Consider the following 16,945-nt stretch of genomic DNA (forward strand, 5'->3'; position numbering starts at 1 on the left):
GGCCGCGGGTGGTTCGTGGTTGCGGGGGGGGGGGGGCCCGGCCCCCCGGGGGGGGGGGGGGGGGGCCCCCCCCCCGGGGGGGGGGGGGGCGGCGGCCCCCCCCCCCCCCCCCCCCCCCCCCCCCCGCCCCACATCCTCCGCGTCCCGCGGGCCCTCACCAGTGGACGACGACCTTGTCGCCGGTCTCCACCTGGGCGAACATCTCCGCGATCGCCCGCTCGTCCGCCACGTTGACACAGCCGTGCGAGGCTCCCGCGTAACCCGTGGCCGCGAAGTCGGACGAGTAGTGCACCGCCTGGCCGCCGCTGAAGAACATCGCGTACGGCATCGGTGAGTCGTAGAGCGTCGACACATGGTGCCGCGACTTCCAGTAGACGCTGAACACACCTTCCCGCGTCGGTGTGTACTGCGACCCGAACCGCACCGGCACCGTCAGGACCGATCGCCCGTCGATCATCCAGCGCAGCGTCCGGCTCGACTTGCTGATGCACAGCACCCGGCCGCTCAGGCACCGCGCGTCCGGCGCATCGGCCGGCTGCCCGCCCATCAGATACAGGTCCCACTTGCCGGGCTCGCGCGTCATCCTCAGCAGCCGCTGCCAGGTGACCTCGTCGGTCTTCCCCGTCTTCGGCAGCCCGCGCTTGCCCTGGAAGCCCCGGACCGCCTGCTCGGTGAGGTCGTCGTAGGTCCCCGTCGGCCCGTCGAAGAGCCAGGCGACCTGCCGCAGCCGCGCCTGCAGCTCGCGTACGTCACGTCCCGTGTCGCCCCGGGACCACAGCACGGCGGGCGCCGCAGGCGTCGGTGTGGCGCCCGGCTTGTCGTCGGACGAGCCGGACGGGCCGGACGGGTCGGACTGCTCGGTCGGGTCGGACTTCGGGGACGGCGTTCCGCTCGGCAGCTCTATGCGCACCGGCGAGCCCTGCTCCTCGCCCGAGGCCTGTACGGTGCAGCCGCACAGCACCGTGAGTACGGCACCCGAGGCGAGCACCGCGGTCGATCTCCGCATGCCCTCGATACGCATCGCGACCCCCGTCGTCTCACCGCGGCCGCCCCGACCGCACGCCCTGATGTCACCTGAGATGTTCCCCGCGCGTGACCGGTTGCGAACTACACGGCATGGTTGGACTGAGGGTCAACACGGCAACGTGGGAGGCACACCATGGCGCGTGAGTCGGAGTCCGGACTGCCCATCGAGCCGGTCTACGGGCCGGACGCGCTGGACGGCTGGGACGCTTCCGAGAAGCTCGGCGAGCCCGGCTCGTACCCGTTCACCCGCGGCGTCTACCCCACGATGTACACCGGCCGTCCCTGGACGATGCGCCAGTACGCCGGTTTCGGCACGGCGAAGGAGTCCAACGCCCGCTACCGCGATCTGATCGCGCACGGCACGACGGGCCTGTCGGTCGCCTTCGACCTGCCCACCCAGATGGGCCACGACTCCGACGCGCCGATCGCGCACGGCGAGGTCGGCAAGGTGGGCGTGGCGATCGACTCGATCGACGACATGCGGGTGCTGTTCGGCGGGATCCCGCTGGACAAGGTGTCGACGTCGATGACGATCAACGCCCCCGCGGCCCTGCTGCTGCTCCTGTACCAGCTGGTCGCGGAGGAGCAGGGTGTCAGCGCCGACCGGCTCACCGGCACGATCCAGAACGACGTGCTCAAGGAGTACATCGCGCGCGGGACGTACATCTTCCCGCCGAAGCCGTCCCTCCGGCTGATCGCCGACATCTTCAAGTACTGCCGGGCCGAGATCCCGAAGTGGAACACGATCTCGATCTCCGGCTACCACATGGCCGAGGCGGGCGCGAGCCCCGCGCAGGAGATCGCCTTCACGTTGGCGGACGGCATCGAGTACGTCCGTACGGCGGTGGCCGCGGGCATGGACGTCGACGACTTCGCGCCCCGCCTGTCCTTCTTCTTCGTGGCCCGTACGACGATCCTGGAGGAGGTCGCCAAGTTCCGCGCGGCCCGCAGGATCTGGGCCCGGGTGATGCGGGACGAGTTCGGCGCGAAGAACCCCAAGTCGATGATGCTGCGTTTCCACACACAGACGGCGGGGGTCCAACTGACGGCCCAGCAGCCGGAGGTCAACCTGGTCCGGGTCGCCGTGCAGGGCCTGGCGGCGGTCCTCGGCGGCACGCAGTCCCTGCACACCAACTCCTTCGACGAGGCGATCGCGCTCCCGACCGACAAGAGCGCGCGGCTGGCGCTGCGCACCCAGCAGGTGCTGGCGTACGAGACGGACGTGACCGCGACGGTCGACCCCTTCGCGGGTTCCTACGTGATCGAGCGGATGACGGACGACGTCGAGGCGGCGGCCGTCGAGCTGATGCGCAAGGTCGAGGACCTCGGCGGCGCGGTGGCGGCCATCGAGCAGGGCTTCCAGAAGAGCGAGATCGAGCACAGCGCGTACCGGATCGCCCAGGAGACCGACTCCGGCGAGCGGGTCGTGGTCGGCGTCAACCGCTTCCAGCTGGACGAGGAGGAGCCGTACGAGCCGCTGCGGGTGGACCCGGCGATCGAGGCCCAGCAGGCGCGGCGGCTGGCCGAGCTCCGTGCCGGGCGTGACCAGCCGGCGGTGGACGCCGCCCTGGCCGCCCTGAAGAAGGCCGCCGAGGGCGAGGACAACGTCCTGTACCCGATGAAGGACGCGCTGCGGGCCCGCGCCACGGTCGGCGAGGTGTGCGACGCCCTGCGGGAGGTGTGGGGGAGGTACGTGCCCTCGGACGCCTTCTGAGCGGCACCGCCGGGAGGCATTGTCGTACCCGCGTGTCACACTCCCTTTCATGTTCGGTGTCATCGACCTTCCCACCTACTTGGCAGGACTCGTCCTGATCGTCCTGCTTCCCGGCCCCAACTCCCTGTACGTCCTGTCCGTCGCCGCCCGGCGCGGTGTGCGTGCCGGGTACACCGCGGCGGCCGGGGTCTGGTGCGGGGACACCGTGCTGATGACGCTGTCGGCGGCCGGGGTCGCGTCCCTGTTGCAGGCCAACGCCGTGCTGTTCGGGATCGTGAAGTACGCCGGGGCCGGGTATCTGACCTGGCTGGCGATCGGGATGCTGCGGGCGGCCTGGGGGATGTGGCGGACCCGGCGGGAGGCGGCCGTGCGGGAGGAGGCCGCGGACACCGGGCCGGCCGAGCGGCCGTACCGCCGTGCGCTGGTCATCAGTCTCTTCAACCCCAAGGCGATCCTGTTCTTCGTCGCCTTCTTCGTGCAGTTCGTCGACCCCGGATACGCCTACCCGGCGCTGTCGTTCGTCGTCCTCGGGGCGTTCGCCCAGTTCGCGAGCTTCCTGTACCTCAGCGCGCTGATATTCAGCGGGACGCGGCTGGCGAGTGCCTTCCGCCGCCGTAGGCGCCTGTCGGCGGGGGCGACTTCCGCGGCGGGGGCGCTGTTCCTGGGGTTCGCGGTGAAGTTGTCCCTCGCCAGTGCGTGACTAGCGCCAGAGGCCGACTCGCCCCATGTACTCCTTCAGCCCGTCGCCCGATTCCCCCGCCCAGCCCACATAGCCGTCGGGTCGCACCAGGAACAGCCCGGTGCCGTACGACTCCTGCGCCGGCCCCCGGACCACTCGTACCGTCTCGCGTATATCAGGCATATTGGTTGCATCGGTCATTTCGTGTGCCGGTGCCCCCACCGCCACCAATGTCCAGTGCGGCCCCCGGAACGCGTCGAAGAGCCGTACGCCCTCCAGCGTGCCGTCCGGCGCGCGGTCGCCGGCCCGGAGCGCGCCCGGGTTCGCGCGCGTCTCCTCGGTGAGCGACGACTCCCGGTACCCGAGTCCCAGTTGACGGGTCGCCTCACCGCGCCGCGTCTGCCCTCGGTGGACGCTCGTCGACAGACCGAGCATGTCCGCGGCGATCGGACGCCTTTCCTCCTCGTAGCTGTCGAGAAGCGACGCCGGCGCATCCCCCGTCAGCACCGCACCCAGCTTCCAGCCCAGGTTGTACGCGTCCTGAACACTCGTGTTGAGCCCCTGCCCCCCGGCCGGTGAGTGCACGTGCGCGGCGTCCCCCGCGAGGAACACCCGCCCGTCCCGGAACCGGTCCGCCAGGGCGGCCCGCGGCCGGAAGTCCGAGGCCCAGCGGACCTCCGTCACATCATCCGGCGCGAGGTGGGAGCGCGCGGCGACCACCTTGCGGATGCCGTCCAGGGAGAGCTCCACCGCCGCCCCCTCCGCGAACTGGGCCACGACCTGGAAGTCCTCCGTCCCGGCCAGCGGGCAGATCGCGAGGAAGCCCTCGCCCTCCCCGCGTGGCGGGAAGACATGCCAGTTGTCCCGGTCGAGGCCGGTGATCCTGACGTCCGCCACCAGCATCGGGCTCGGGTCGACCGTCTCCCCGGTCATGCCGATGCCGAGTGACCGCCGTACCGCCGAACGACCGCCGTCCGCGGCGACGACGTATCGGGCGCGGGCCTCCGTGCCGTCCTCGAAGCGCACGGTCACCCCCGCGTCGTCCTGCGTGACACCGCTGACCTCCCGCCCGAAGGCCACCCGCCCGCCCAGCTCCGTCAGCCGCGCGCACAGGATTTCCTGCGTCCGCCACTGCGGCACCATCCACGGCTCGGCGTACGGAGAGTCCTCGGTCGCCTCGGCCGGGTCGAACATCCGGTGCTCGCCCACCCGCTCGCCGTCCCGCCAGATCATGCCGACCGGGTAGCCGCCCCCGGCCGTGCGGATGGCGTCCAGCACGCCCAGGTCGTCGAAGACCTCCATCGTGCGCGGCTGGATGCCCTTGCCCCTTGAGCCCGGGAACAGAGCGTCGGCCCGCTCCACGACCAGCGCGTCCACGCCGCGCCGGGCCAGGTCGATGCCGAGCGCGAGTCCGGTCGGACCGGCGCCCACGATCAGAACGTCGATATCGGTATGTATGCGGCAATCCCCCTTAACGTTGTTAAGTTCCTGCGGTCATGAGAGTGCCCTTAACGCCGTTAAGCTGTCAAGTGTGACCACGGAACGCCGCGCCCCCCTCGACCGCACCCGCGTCGCCGCCACCGCTCTCGAACTGCTGAACGAGGTCGGCCTGGACGGCCTGACGCTGCGCGCCATCGCCAAGCGACTCGACGTCAAGGCGCCGGCCCTGTACTGGCACTTCAAGGACAAACAGGCGCTGCTCGACGAGATGGCGACCGAGATGTACCGCCGGATGGTCGCGAGGACGCCCCTCAGCCCCGACGACACCTGGCAGGAGCGGCTGCTCAAGTCCAACCGCGGACTGCGCACCGCGCTGCTCGGCTACCGCGACGGCGCGAAGGTCTTCAGCGGCTCACGCTTCACCGGCATCGAGCACGCCCAGCAGATGGAGGACAACCTGCGCCTCTTCACGGCCGCCGGCTTCGCCCTCGCCGACGCCGTCCGCGCGACCTCGACGACGTACTTCTACACCCTCGGCTTCGTCACCGAGGAGCAGGGCGTCGAGCCCGTGGCGGGCGAGCGTCGCGAGGGGTACGACGTGGCAGAACGCGCCCGCCTGATGGCCGACTTCCCCCTGTCGGCCCAGGCGGGCGCGGAGATCTTCGCCGACTACGACCGGCACTTCGAAGAGGGGCTGGCGGTGGTGATCGCCGGGATCGGGGCGCGGTACGGGATCGGGTGAGGACGGCAAGGGGGGCGCCGTCCGGTTACCTTTCGTTCACCTGGTAGTTGGCAGGGAGTTGAGATCCGGCGTCGAACATCTCCTACGGTCGCAGGGATCCCCCCGGAGAGAGCCCAGGTGTACGCGTGACCAACCGCCCCCCGACACTGTCCGTGATCGTCCCCTGCTACAACATCGAGTCGTACGTACCCGAGACCGTGACCAGCCTGGTCAACAACGAACGGGACGACTTCGAGTTCATCTTCGTCGAGGACCGGTCCACCAAGGACAAGACGTACGAAGCGCTGCTGACGCTGACGAAGAGACTCAAGAACAGCCGGGTGATACGGCACGAGCAGAACGGCGGACTGGCCACCGCGCGCAACACCGGGATCGACGCCTCGGAAGGCCGCTACCTCACCTTCCTCGACGGCGACGACTGGCTGGCGCCGGGCTATCTCGCGGAGCTGGTGGACGCCATCGAGCGGTTCGACGTCGATTTCGTACGCACCGACCACGTCCAGGTGACGGGCATCGAACGGGCCGTGCACCGGGCGCCCGAAGGCCGCCGCCACATCGCCCTCGACCCGCGCACCTCGATTCTCCCGGTCGACGACACGACCATGGTCGACTACCCCTACGCCTGGGCCGGCATCTACCACCGCCGCCTCCTCGACCGCGGCATGCTCCGCTTCCACGACGGCCTGAAGACCGCCGAGGACCGCCCCTGGATCTGGGACCTGCACCGCAGGGCCGACTCCTACGCCGTCGCCAGCCTGCGCGGCGTCTTCTACCGCCGGGGCGTGGCCAGCTCGCTGACCCAGATCGGCGACGTCCGCCAGCTCGACTTCTTCCGTTCCTTCGACCTCGTCCTCGCCGAACTCGCCGAGGACCCCGAGGTGGGCAGGCTGCGCAAGAAGGCGCTGCGCAACTACTGCGTCGTCATCGCACACCAGCTGCTCAGCCGCGGCCGGTTCGAACGCAGCATCGCCGCCAAGCTGAAGCAGATGGCCGCCGAGGCGCTGGGCAGGATGTCGGAGGAGGAGCTGGAAGAGGCGCTCGTCGGGATGGGCGAGGAGCGCGTGTACATGCTGCGCCGGATACGGGGTGGCATGAAGGGAGTGGCGGCATGATCCAGATCTTCTTCTCGGCCACGCAGTACGCGGCCGCGACCGTCACCGCCGCCATACGCGCCGGCCAGTTCGGCCCGCGCGAGGGCGTCCGCCGCATCCTCGTCGTCAGCAACACCGCCGCGATCCCCGAGGTCGGCACCCCGCTGGACCGGATGGCCGGCTTCGAGAAGCTGCGCCCCGAGTTCGACGAGGTGCGCTCCTGGAACGAGTTCATCTCCCCGCACCACCCGGCCGGCTGGTCGCCGCGCGGCCAGGACACCCTGCTGTGGGAGAAGGCCGTACGCCTCGCCTGGAACCTGGGCGACGAGCCCGTGGAGATCGCCTGCGAGTCGATCCAGGCCAACCCCTCGCGCGCGGTCGCGGACATCTTCGCGGACAGCCCGATCCATGTGTACGCGGACGGCCTGATGAGCTACGGCCCCACCCGCAACCGCATCCCGCACGGCATGAGCAGCCGCATCAAGCGCGTCCTCCACCTGGACCTGGTGCCGGGCCTCGAGCCCATGCTCCTGTCCGAGTACGGCGTGACGCCCGAGGCCGTCCCGAACGACGCGATCGTCGACGTCCTCGCGCAGATCGGCGAGTCCGGCGCCGGCATCCTCGCCGAGCGCCTCCCGGCCGACAACCCGCCCACCGCCGTCCTCCTCGGCCAGTACCTCTCGGCCATCGACCTGATCACCCAGGACGAGGAGGAGCAACTCCACATCCGCTTCCTGCGCGCCGCGGCCCGGGCCGGTCACCGGGACGTCCTGTTCAAGCCGCACCCCAGCGCACCGGCCGTCTTCAACGAGTCCCTGGAGGCGGTGGCCAAGGAGCTCGACGTACGGCTCACGGTGCTCAACGAGCCCGTTCTCGCCGAGACCGTCTTCGCCTTCCTCAAGCCGAAGCTCGTCATCGGCTGCTTCTCGACGGCCCTGATGACCGCCGCCGCCTTCTACGGCATCCCGGTCGCCCGCGTCGGCACGGACCTGCTCCTCGAACGCATCACCCCGTACGAGAACAGCAACCGCATCCCGCTGACCATCATCGACGCGGCCCTGCCCGACGCGGAGAACGCCGAGCTCGGCTCCCCGCTCGAACTCACCGGCATGGCCGAGGACCTGGCCCCGCTGGTGCGCAGCGTCGGCTACTGCATGCAGTCCCGCAAGCACCACGCCCTGCGCGACGAGGTGACGGCCTGGCTCGCCGCCAACCTGACCCGGTACCAGGGCTACTTCAAGCGCCGCCGCCTCACCAGCCTCCGCCTCCCCGGCGGCAGCCCGGTCCGCGCGGAGGCCCTGCGCAGGCACCCGGCGGTCCGCAAGGCGGTACGGCAGCTGCGGCAGACGACGAAGAAGTAACACCACGGAAAGCGAAAGGCAGTTGGGGCGGTCCGAGCCACGGACCGCCCCAACTGCCTTTCGCGCGACGAAGTCCTACTGCAGCCGGACCGCCGGCAACGCCCGCTTCAGCCTCGGCCCGAACGGCTTCTCCACGAACCGGTGCATGAGATACGCCAGCACCAGCAGGCTCAGCACGGACAGGGCAAGCGTCGCGTAGGAGCCCAGTCCGAGCCCCCGGTGCAAGACCCGGATGAAGAACCAGCCCAGGTGCTCGTGGATCAGGTAGAAGGGGTACGTCAGCGCCCCCGCGACCGTCAGCCAGCGCCAGTTGGCCCAGCTGGTCCACCCCAGCGCCACCACGGCGACGGCGGCGAAGGCGCAGAAGACGATGGCCTGGATGACGTACGGGGAGCGGTGGAAGTCGCCCTGCGCGCCCGGGTGCCACAGCGCCATGACCGAGTAGCGCTGGCCCAGCAGGAAGGACATGCCGACGATCCCCCACAGCAGCAGGTCGCTGCCGAAGCGGTGGATCAGGTACAGCGCGAGGCCGCCGATGAAGAACGGGGCGTGGTCGCGCATCACCAGCTCGTCGGTCAGCGGGTTGTCGGCGACCCGGGCGAAGGCACTGGCCAGCGTCCACAGTATGCAGAAGGTGACGACCCGCTTGTAGGTGACGCCCTTCCAGATCACGAACAGTGCGAAGAGGACGTAGAACTTCAGCTCCACCCAGAGCGTCCAGCACACGCCCAGGACCCGCGGCACGCCCAGCGGCTGCTGCATCATCGTGAGGTTGACGAGGAACTCGTCCGGCCGGACCGGTGCGACGACCACCGGCAGCAGCACCGCGGCGCCGGTGACCATGACGATGGCCACCCAGTACGCCGGGTAGAGACGGGAGATCCGGGAGCGGAAGAAGTCACCGAGGCTGCGGCCCCAGCTGCTCATGCAGATCACGAACCCGCTGATGACGAAGAAGAACTGCACGCCCAGGCTGCCGTAGGTGGACAGCTGCGACAGGGTGGGGAACATGGTCCCGGGGGACTGGTCCCAGGAGGCGGCGACCTCGCCGTTCTTGCCCGTGAAGTGGTACATGCACACCATCAGGGCCGCCAGTAGCCGCAGCCCGTCCAGGGCGCGCAGCCGGCTCTCTCTGCGGGGACGTACGGGAGGCCGCTCGACCAGGACCTGGTTCAGCCGGGGTGCCGGTGGTGCCGGCGATGCCGGCGGTGCCGTCGCCTGGTCAGCCGTGCTCATCCTGGGGCCCTTCCCTTGGGGGTCTCGAGGTGCGTTCAGTCGTACGTGACGGCTGTTGCCATTTCATACGACGACCGAACGCTATGTCCCTCGGACGGGGGAAAGGTGAGTGACGGCTGACGCTCAGGGAGCGCAAAGGTGTCACACGGATGAACAACCACCCCTTGTTTCTGGTTACTTTCGGCCGGCGACCTGCTTCAGCGCTCGCGCCCGGCGCGCCAGTCGGCGCACGGTCGCGTTACGCGGGATGAAGGAGAGCTGGGCGGGAACGGCGCCGGGCAGGGCCAGCGAGGTCAGGCGCTTGCGCTTGAAGTAGCGCCAGGTGTGCGGGTTCAGGTGCTTGGCGAGATAGGCCTCGGCCGCGTCGCGCAGCCCCGGGTAGATCTTGGGCTGCATCGCGAAACCGACCGCCGTGAGCAGCGCGGCCAGTTCGTCCACCCGCTCCCGCGGGGGCATCGCCCAGGCGTTCACCGCGGCGGCGTCCGCGATGTCCGGCAGCAGCGCGTCGACGATGGTCAGCGGCACGCGGTTGCTGTTCTGGTACGGCGTGAGGTGGGCCAGCACGGTGTCGGTGCCGACCCGGGTGACCGGGAGGCCGTAGAGACCGGCGGCGGTGAACAGTCCGGTCGAGAAGCAGCCGACGACGAGGGCGGGCCGCAGTCGCTGGAAGGCGACCTCGGCGAGCACGGGCCGGTCGAGGAGGGTGAGTTCGGCGCCCAGATTGGTCGCCTCGTCCTCCAGGAGCTTCGTCCAGCGGGCCGGTGCGACGGGGTGCGGCTTGAACACGAGGCTGCGATGGCCGAGCGCGACGGCGCCGCGCACCATCCGCAGGTGCAGGTCCTCCTCCTCGGCGTCGGAGAGGATGCCGAGCGCGGAGAGGTACTGGCCGAGCAGCAGGGCCGGGCGGTCGCCGTCCGCGGAAACCGCGGGCAGACCGTCCTCCGACTCGGCGAGTTCACCGAGCACCTTCAGGAACGCCTCGGACGGCACCAGTTCGGACGGGACGCCGAACTCGGTGAGCAGCAGCGGGGTGAGGCCCGGGACGAGATCGAGGTGCAGCAGGCGGCCGATCCGGGTGCCGACCAGCGGGTCGATCTTGTCGCGTGTGGGGCCGTAGCTTATGAGGCCGTCCGCGTAGACGTCGACAGGGGCGCCGGTGAACAACTGGCACAGCGCGAGGGCCGGGTTGACCTGGACGGACTCGACGGCCAGCTGGATCTGGTCGTCGCCGAGGTTCCACAGCAGCCGAACGTACCGCTCCCACATGGGGATGTCGTTCTCACGGGGCGACCAGCCGCTCGGGTGGAACGGGGAGATGGTCTCGTTCCAGGACAGCACCTCGTCGAAGCGCTCGCGCAGCCGGTCGAAGCCCGGCATCGCGTCGACGGACGGGGTGATCTCCGGGTTGGCCGCGTTGTTGGTGACCAGCAGCAGCCGGCGGTCGGCCGGTTCGAACAGGCCGGCGTCCAGGGCGGCGGCCAGGGTGGCGGCGCCGTACAGCGTCGAGGCGCAGAAGATCTGGGTGGTGCGAGGCATCAGGCGGCCACCGTCCGGGACCCGACCGCCCTGCGGCGCACCCGCCGCAGCCGGGCGGCACGCTGCGCGTCCATCGAGTCCATTACCTCCGCGAGCACGTCCTGCGGCATTCTTTTCAGGGCGGCGGCGCTCAGCGAGCGCAGTTTTCGAGCCACGGCGGGTTCGAACCTCTCGATTTGTCCGAGATGATGAGCCATGATCGCGCAATAAGTGCGCACGGCTTTCGGCAGCAGCTTATCGGCCTCCGGGTCAGCCGCCGTTTCCACGATTACCTGGTCGAACGCTCGAATGAAATCCAGCTGCCGTACATCACCGATCTGGGTGAGAGAGGACGCCACGCCGCGCCGGTAGTAGACACCGAGCAGTCCCACCGCGGCGAAGGATTCCGCTTCCCGGTGCAGCTTCCAGATCCACGGCCGGTCCTCGGCGGTGCGCAGTCCGTGGGTGAAGTGCAGGATGCCGCGGTCGACCAGCCGGCGGTGGTAGATGCCCGCCCACGCGTACGCGTAGTCCACGGACGTCGAGCGGTCGGCGGGCAGGATCGCCTCGCGCGGGTTCATCACCGTCCAGCGCCGGCCGTGCGGCACCCGGTGGATGCTGCGCGCCCGCCCGGTGCACTGCACATGGTCGGTGCGCACGAAGTCGCAGCCCAGCTCCTCGATGGCGGCCAGGAGTTGCGGGAAGTAGCCGGGCGCCAGCCAGTCGTCGCCGTCCAGGAACGTCAGGTACTCGCCGCGCGCCTTGTCGATGCCCGTGTTCCGCGCGGTGGCCAGCCCTCCGTTCTGCTCGTGTCTGACGACCACCGCGCCCGGCAGCTCGCGCTCCGCGCGCGCGAGGATGTCCGGCGTCCCGTCCGTCGAGCAGTCGTCGACGAGGATGAACTCGAAGTCCTCACGTGTGTTCGCACGCAGGCTCTTCAGGGTGTCTGGCGCGTATTGCTGCACGTTGTAGAACGGCACGATGACGGAGAGCTTGACCACGGGTAGGACGTTAGGGGGTGGCCCGGCCGCCGTCTTTACCCGGAGCTTGATGTCAGGTGAACGACACGTGGCGATGCAGTGAACCAGGCTTTTTTTCAACGACTTCTGGCCCCGATTCGTCGTTAGGCGATGTGCTGTTAACCGTTTGTTGCATTTGGGTTGGGCGGAACCTTGAAATCGCTTCCTAGCGTCATCGACGTGCCAGCAAGTGCGATGAAGACCAGGCGAGTTGCCGTACTCGCGGACTCCGACACCCGGTGGAAATGGGGCGCGCTCACCGCGAACCGCATCTCTCCGGAGAATTCGGACATCCGTTTGGACGGTTACCTTCTGCGTGGCCGGGCGACCCCCACCGCCCGTCAGCTCCAGGAGGTCGGCGTCCACGCCGACTCCCTCCGGGAGGTGACCGCGGTCGAGTTCCTTCGGACCATGGCGCAGGAGTCGTACGACGTCCTGGTCCTGTCCCTCGTCGGCGGTGGGGTGCAGGCCATGCTGCACGGCCTGAAGCGGATCTGGGAAGGGCGTACCGAGCGGCCCGTCGTCGTCACCGGCTATGTCGGCGTCGTCTACGAGAAGCTCGCCGACGGCCTGCTGCTGCGGCACGGCGCGGACCTCGTCCTCGCCAACTCCCGTCAGGACGCCGACCGGTTCCGGTCGGTGTACGAGGGGGTCGGCGCCGACGCCTCGTCGGTGACCGAGGTGGCGCTGCCGTTCCTCGGCGGGGAGCCCTACGCCGGTGAGCACGACCCGTACACGGTCGTCTTCGCCGCCCAGCCCTCCGTGCCGGACAACCGCCGGGACCGTACGTACCTGCTGAACCGCCTGATCCAGCACGCCCGCAAGCACCCCGAGCGCGAGGTGTTGCTCAAGCTGCGCTCCAAGCCGGGCGAGCACACCACGCACATCGAGGAGCTGCCGTACCAGAAGCTGGTCCAGCGGCTCGACCCGCCCGCCAACTTCAAACTGGTGTACGGGAACATGGGCGAGGTCCTCGACCGCACCGACCTGCTGGTCACCATCAGCTCCACGGCGGCCCTCGAGTCCCTGCACCGCCGTATCCCCACCGTCGTGCTCAGCGACCTCGGCGTGCGTGAGGTGCTCGGCAACCACCACTTCGTGGGCTCCGGCTGCCTCGCCTCCTGGGACCAGCTCGACGAGGGGCACAGCCCGACGCCCGACGAGGACTGGGTGTCCCGGCAGGGCGTCTGCGCCGACGGCTCGTACGACACGGCCTTCGACGCCGCCCGCGAGCGCATCGCCAAGCTGCTGGAGCGGCCCGGCGGCATGCCCGCCCTCACGCCGTACTACACGCCGGCCACCGCGCCCGGCTATCTGCCCGGCATCCTCGCCCGCCACCACCTCGGCCCGGACGGCAGCCCGCTGCCCGGCGCCCCAGCCCACGACAAGGACCCCGGCCCGGTCCGCCAGATAGTGCGCCGGGCGGCACGCGGCGCCTACCGGCACGGCGTGCAGCGCGTGGCCCCCGTCATCCGGCGGATGGGGGAGCTGTGAGCGACCCGACGACCGATCCGGGGACCGGGGCGCCGGGACGCGCCCTGAAGCCTCTGCAAAGAGCCCAAGGAGTAATGCCCATGACCAACTCGGAAGCAGACCAAGGCGCTTCAGCCCGCCGGGTGCTCGCCGTGATCCCCGCGCGCGGCGGCTCCAAGGGCGTGCCCGCGAAGAATCTGATGCCCGTAGGCGGCGTACCGCTGGTGGCGCGCGCGGTGCGCGAGTGCCGGGCCAGCCGGCTCGTGACGGACGTCGTCGTCTCCACCGACGACCAGGGCATCGCGGCCGCCGCCCGGCAGGCCGGCGCGGAGGTCGTACTGCGCCCCGCCGCGATCGCCGGTGACACCGCCACCTCCGAGGCGGCCGTGCTGCACGCGATGGACGCGCACGAGGCGCTGCACGGAGCCCCGGTCGACGTCGTGCTCCTCGTCCAGTGCACCAGCCCGTTCATCATCCGCGAGGACCTCGACGGCGTCGTCAAGGCCATCGTCGCGAACGGCGCCGACACGGCCCTGACCGTCGCGCCCTTCCACGGCTTCGTGTGGCGCCACGGCGACGACGACGCGACCGCCGCCGAGACCGAGCGAGCCGCCACCACCGGCGGCTACGGCGTCAACCACGACAAGTCCTTCCGCCCGCGCCGACAGGACCGCCCCCAGGACTTCCTGGAGACCGGCGCCGCCTACGCGATGGACGCCAGAGGCTTCCGCGAGCACAAGCACCGCTTCTTCGGCCGCACCGAGCTCGTGCGCACCGATCCCGCCCGGGTCCTGGAGATCGACGATCCGCACGACCTGGCCCGCGCCCGCGCGCTGGCGCCGCTGTTCGACGCGGACCGGCCCGGCGCCCTCCCGACCACGGACGACATCGACGCGGTCGTACTGGACTTCGACGGCACCCAGACCGATGACCGGGTGCTGATCGATGCCGATGGAAAGGAGTTCGTCTCCGTGCACCGCGGAGACGGCCTCGGCATCGCGGCCCTCCGCCGGAGCGGCCTGAAGATGCTGATCCTGTCCACGGAGCAGAACCCGGTCGTCGCCGCCCGCGCACGGAAGCTGCAGATTCCCGTGCTGCACGGCATCGACCGGAAGGACCTCGCGCTGAAGCAGTGGTGCGAGGAGCAGGGCATCGCGCCTGAGCGCGTGCTCTACGTCGGCAACGACGTCAACGACCTCCCGTGCTTCGCCCTTGTGGGCTGGCCCGTGGCGGTCGCGAGCGCCCACGACGTGGTACGCGGCGCCGCCCGCGCGGTCACCGCCACCCCCGGTGGCGACGGCGCGATCCGAGAGATCGCCAGCTGGATCCTCGGCCCCTCTCTCGATTCCCTCACCAAGTAAGGACATCTCTGCCATGAGCACCAACTCCCGCCTGCGCAACTTCGGTTCCCGCGAGGTCGGCCCGGGCCGCCCCGTCTACATCTGCGGTGAGATCGGCATCAACCACAACGGTGAGCTGGAGAACGCCTTCAAGCTCATCGACGTGGCCGCCGAGGCCGGCTGCGACGCCGTGAAGTTCCAGAAGCGCACCCCCGAGATCTGCACCCCGCGCGACCAGTGGGACATCGAGCGCGACACCCCCTGGGGCCGGATGACGTACATCGACTACCGCCACCGCGTGGAGTTCGGTGAGGACGAGTACCGCCAGATCGACGAGTACTGCAAGGAGAAGGGGATCGACTGGTTCGCCTCCCCGTGGGACACCGAGGCCGTCGCCTTCCTGGAGAAGTTCGACGTCCCCGCCCACAAGGTCGCGTCCGCGTCCCTCACCGACGACGAGCTGCTTCGCGCCCTGCGCGCCACCGGCCGCGCGATCATCCTCTCCACCGGCATGTCGAGCCCGAAGCAGATCCGCCACGCGGTCGAGGTCCTGGGCTCCGAGAACATCCTCATGTGCCACGCCACCTCGACCTACCCGTCGGTGGCCGAGGAGCTCAACCTCCGCGTGATCAACACGCTGGAGAAGGAGTACCCGAACGTCCCGATCGGCTACTCCGGCCACGAGACGGGTCTGCAGACCACCCTCGCCGCGGTCGCGCTCGGGGCGACCTTCGTCGAGCGTCACATCACCCTGGACCGCGCCATGTGGGGTTCGGACCAGGCCGCCTCGGTCGAGCCGCAGGGCCTCACGCGCCTCGTCCGCGACATCCGCACCATCGAGGCCTCCCTCGGTGACGGCGTCAAGAAGGTCTACGACTCCGAGCTCGGCCCGATGAAGAAGCTGCGCCGCGTCGCCGGCGTGGTCGCCGAGGCGGAGATCGCCGCTGCGGCCGGCGAGCCGGTTCAGGTCTGACCCACCCGGAACGCACCGAGTTCGAACGAGCGCGCCGATGTCCGAGTGCCCCGAGCGGGGGCGCTCGGGCTCGGCGCCCTTCGAGTTCCTGACCACGACTCACACGAGCTGAATACGAGCGCCGCATGAGCGCCTTACGACGGGACGGTCGTACGTCGATGAGCCCCCGCGCCGGGAACACCGGCCCCCACACTCTCGCCTTCGTCGAGAGCCCGGTACAGCTCCTGAACGTGCTGGAGTGGGCGCATGCCCACGAGCACACCGTCGGCGCGGGACTCACCCTCGTCGTCCTGTCCCCGATCGACCCCATGACCCGCGGCCAGCTGCGCCGGATGGCGGAACTGGCGCGCGAGGACGGACACGAGGTCCGCTGGGAGGAGGCGCGGGGCGGCGCGGCGGCGCCCTTCCAGACGATCGGCGGCCTGACGGGCCTGCTGCGCCGGGCGGACCGGGTGGTCCTGGGCGACCCGTTCTCGCGGTACGTGCAGTTGTTGTTGACCATCACTCGGGCCCGCGACCTGGTCGTCGTCGACGACGGCACGGCCACGATGGAGTTCGTCGCGCAACTCGCCCGCGGCGAGCGCCTGGTCCGCTGGCACCGCAAGGGCGGCCGCCCGGGCCCACGGGATCTGGTCTTCGCGCCGGTGTCGTCGGCGGCCCGCAAGCGTCTGACGCCGAGCGAGCGGCGGAGGGTCGCGATCTTCTCCTCCATGCCGATGGAGCAGACGCCGGAGGGCGTGACGGTGACGGCCAACACCTTCGCCTGGACCCGCGACCGCTTCGGGCCACCTCGGATCACCAAGGGGGCGGACATGGTGGGCACGTCGCTGGTGGAGACGGGCGTGGTCGACGGCGACCGGTACCTGGAGGCCGTCAGCTCCCTGGCCAAGGCGCATGGCGCTGCTCGTTACTTCGCCCATCGCCGGGAGAGCGCGGAGAAGCTGCACCGGCTGGCGGTGGAGACGGGGCTGGAGGTCGTACGGCCGGATCTGCCGCTGGAGCTGATCGCCCGGCGGGGCCCCATCGGCAGGACGATCCTCAGCTTCCCCTCGACCGTCGTGCATACCTTGCCGCTGGCGCTGTCCGGGACCGAGGTCCGGGTCGCGGTGTGCGACATCGATCCCGCGTGGCTGACGGAGAACGCCTCGCCTCGGGCGCAGGGGTTCTTGTCGGGGGTCACGGGGACGGCGCGGGATGTGCATCGGTTGTCGGCGGTGGCTTCGGCCTAGGCCGTGTCCGCGAAGTCCCGCCTGCCCCGCGACGCCTGGCACGCACTCTCGCCGCACCGGGCGAAAGCCCACGTACAACCAGTACGAGGGCTTCCGCCCGGCACGCC

General features: G+C 70.2%; 14 protein-coding genes. 9 read left to right on the forward strand and 5 right to left on the reverse strand.

Annotated features, from left to right (window positions below; genetic code table 11):
• Positions 1–154: 154 nt before the first annotated feature.
• Positions 155–1,006 (reverse strand): L,D-transpeptidase family protein, encoded by an 852-nt coding sequence (locus tag ACIBAG_RS45430; protein WP_399113998.1) that lies wholly within the window; start codon positions 1,004–1,006, stop codon positions 155–157.
• Between the two features lie 153 nt (positions 1,007–1,159).
• On the opposite strand from ACIBAG_RS45430, the gene ACIBAG_RS45435 reads away from it, so the two are divergent.
• Both ACIBAG_RS45435 and leuE read left to right on the forward strand, forming a co-directional pair.
• Positions 1,160–2,740 (forward strand): methylmalonyl-CoA mutase, encoded by a 1,581-nt coding sequence (locus ACIBAG_RS45435; protein WP_399114000.1) that lies wholly within the window; start codon positions 1,160–1,162, stop codon positions 2,738–2,740.
• A gap of 49 nt (positions 2,741–2,789) precedes the next feature.
• A complete protein-coding gene (gene leuE, locus ACIBAG_RS45440) occupies positions 2,790–3,440 on the forward strand; it encodes a leucine efflux protein LeuE (RefSeq protein WP_399114002.1) in 651 nt (216 codons plus the stop codon).
• On the opposite strand, the gene ACIBAG_RS45445 is transcribed toward leuE, so the two are convergent.
• Positions 3,441–4,877: an FAD-dependent oxidoreductase gene (locus ACIBAG_RS45445; protein WP_399114019.1), complete on the reverse strand. Its 1,437-nt coding sequence runs from the start codon at positions 4,875–4,877 to the stop codon at positions 3,441–3,443.
• A 73-nt stretch (positions 4,878–4,950) separates the two neighbouring features.
• Between ACIBAG_RS45445 and ACIBAG_RS45450 the strand changes: the two genes are divergently transcribed.
• The 3 genes from ACIBAG_RS45450 (at position 4,951) to ACIBAG_RS45460 (ending at position 8,053) form a co-directional block, all read left to right on the forward strand.
• Positions 4,951–5,601, forward strand: coding sequence for a TetR/AcrR family transcriptional regulator C-terminal domain-containing protein (locus tag ACIBAG_RS45450; protein WP_399114004.1), 651 nt, complete (start codon positions 4,951–4,953; stop codon positions 5,599–5,601).
• A gap of 125 nt (positions 5,602–5,726) precedes the next feature.
• The gene (locus ACIBAG_RS45455; RefSeq protein ID WP_399114006.1) at positions 5,727–6,713 is read left to right on the forward strand and encodes a glycosyltransferase family 2 protein; all 987 of its coding nucleotides are present in this window, start codon (positions 5,727–5,729) and stop codon (positions 6,711–6,713) included.
• Complete coding sequence (locus ACIBAG_RS45460) at positions 6,710–8,053, forward strand: alpha-2,8-polysialyltransferase family protein (protein ID WP_399114007.1); 1,344 nt, start codon at positions 6,710–6,712, stop codon at positions 8,051–8,053. The genes ACIBAG_RS45455 and ACIBAG_RS45460 overlap by 4 nt, the downstream gene beginning before the upstream one ends.
• A 75-nt stretch (positions 8,054–8,128) precedes the next feature.
• Here ACIBAG_RS45460 and ACIBAG_RS45465 read toward each other — a convergent pair whose 3' ends face one another.
• The 3 genes from ACIBAG_RS45465 to ACIBAG_RS45475 all read right to left on the reverse strand — a co-directional run bounded on the left by ACIBAG_RS45465 (position 8,129) and on the right by ACIBAG_RS45475 (position 11,805).
• On the reverse strand, positions 8,129–9,289 hold the full coding sequence (locus ACIBAG_RS45465; protein ID WP_399114009.1) for an acyltransferase family protein: 1,161 nt from the start codon (positions 9,287–9,289) through the stop codon (positions 8,129–8,131).
• A 174-nt stretch (positions 9,290–9,463) separates the two neighbouring features.
• On the reverse strand, positions 9,464–10,825 hold the full coding sequence (locus ACIBAG_RS45470; RefSeq protein WP_399114011.1) for a polysialyltransferase family glycosyltransferase: 1,362 nt from the start codon (positions 10,823–10,825) through the stop codon (positions 9,464–9,466).
• Positions 10,825–11,805 carry a glycosyltransferase family 2 protein gene (locus tag ACIBAG_RS45475; RefSeq protein WP_399114013.1) on the reverse strand — a complete coding sequence of 327 codons (981 nt, stop codon included), beginning with the start codon at positions 11,803–11,805 and terminating at the stop codon, positions 10,825–10,827. The genes ACIBAG_RS45470 and ACIBAG_RS45475 overlap by 1 nt, the downstream gene beginning before the upstream one ends.
• A gap of 198 nt (positions 11,806–12,003) precedes the next feature.
• Between ACIBAG_RS45475 and ACIBAG_RS45480 the strand changes: the two genes are divergently transcribed.
• The 4 genes from ACIBAG_RS45480 to ACIBAG_RS45495 all read left to right on the forward strand — a co-directional run bounded on the left by ACIBAG_RS45480 (position 12,004) and on the right by ACIBAG_RS45495 (position 16,838).
• Positions 12,004–13,317 carry a DUF6716 putative glycosyltransferase gene (locus tag ACIBAG_RS45480; RefSeq protein ID WP_399114014.1) on the forward strand — a complete coding sequence of 438 codons (1,314 nt, stop codon included), beginning with the start codon at positions 12,004–12,006 and terminating at the stop codon, positions 13,315–13,317.
• Positions 13,318–13,397: 80 nt separating this feature from the next.
• Positions 13,398–14,657 (forward strand): cytidylyltransferase domain-containing protein, encoded by a 1,260-nt coding sequence (locus ACIBAG_RS45485; RefSeq protein ID WP_399114016.1) that lies wholly within the window; start codon positions 13,398–13,400, stop codon positions 14,655–14,657.
• A 13-nt stretch (positions 14,658–14,670) separates the two neighbouring features.
• Positions 14,671–15,609: an N-acetylneuraminate synthase family protein gene (locus ACIBAG_RS45490; RefSeq protein ID WP_399114018.1), complete on the forward strand. Its 939-nt coding sequence runs from the start codon at positions 14,671–14,673 to the stop codon at positions 15,607–15,609.
• A gap of 158 nt (positions 15,610–15,767) precedes the next feature.
• Positions 15,768–16,838 carry a hypothetical protein gene (locus ACIBAG_RS45495; RefSeq protein ID WP_399114021.1) on the forward strand — a complete coding sequence of 357 codons (1,071 nt, stop codon included), beginning with the start codon at positions 15,768–15,770 and terminating at the stop codon, positions 16,836–16,838.
• Positions 16,839–16,945 lie beyond the last annotated feature (107 nt).

The sequence above is a fragment of the Streptomyces sp. NPDC051243 genome (assembly GCF_044455405.1).
Lineage (GTDB): Bacteria > Actinomycetota > Actinomycetes > Streptomycetales > Streptomycetaceae > Streptomyces.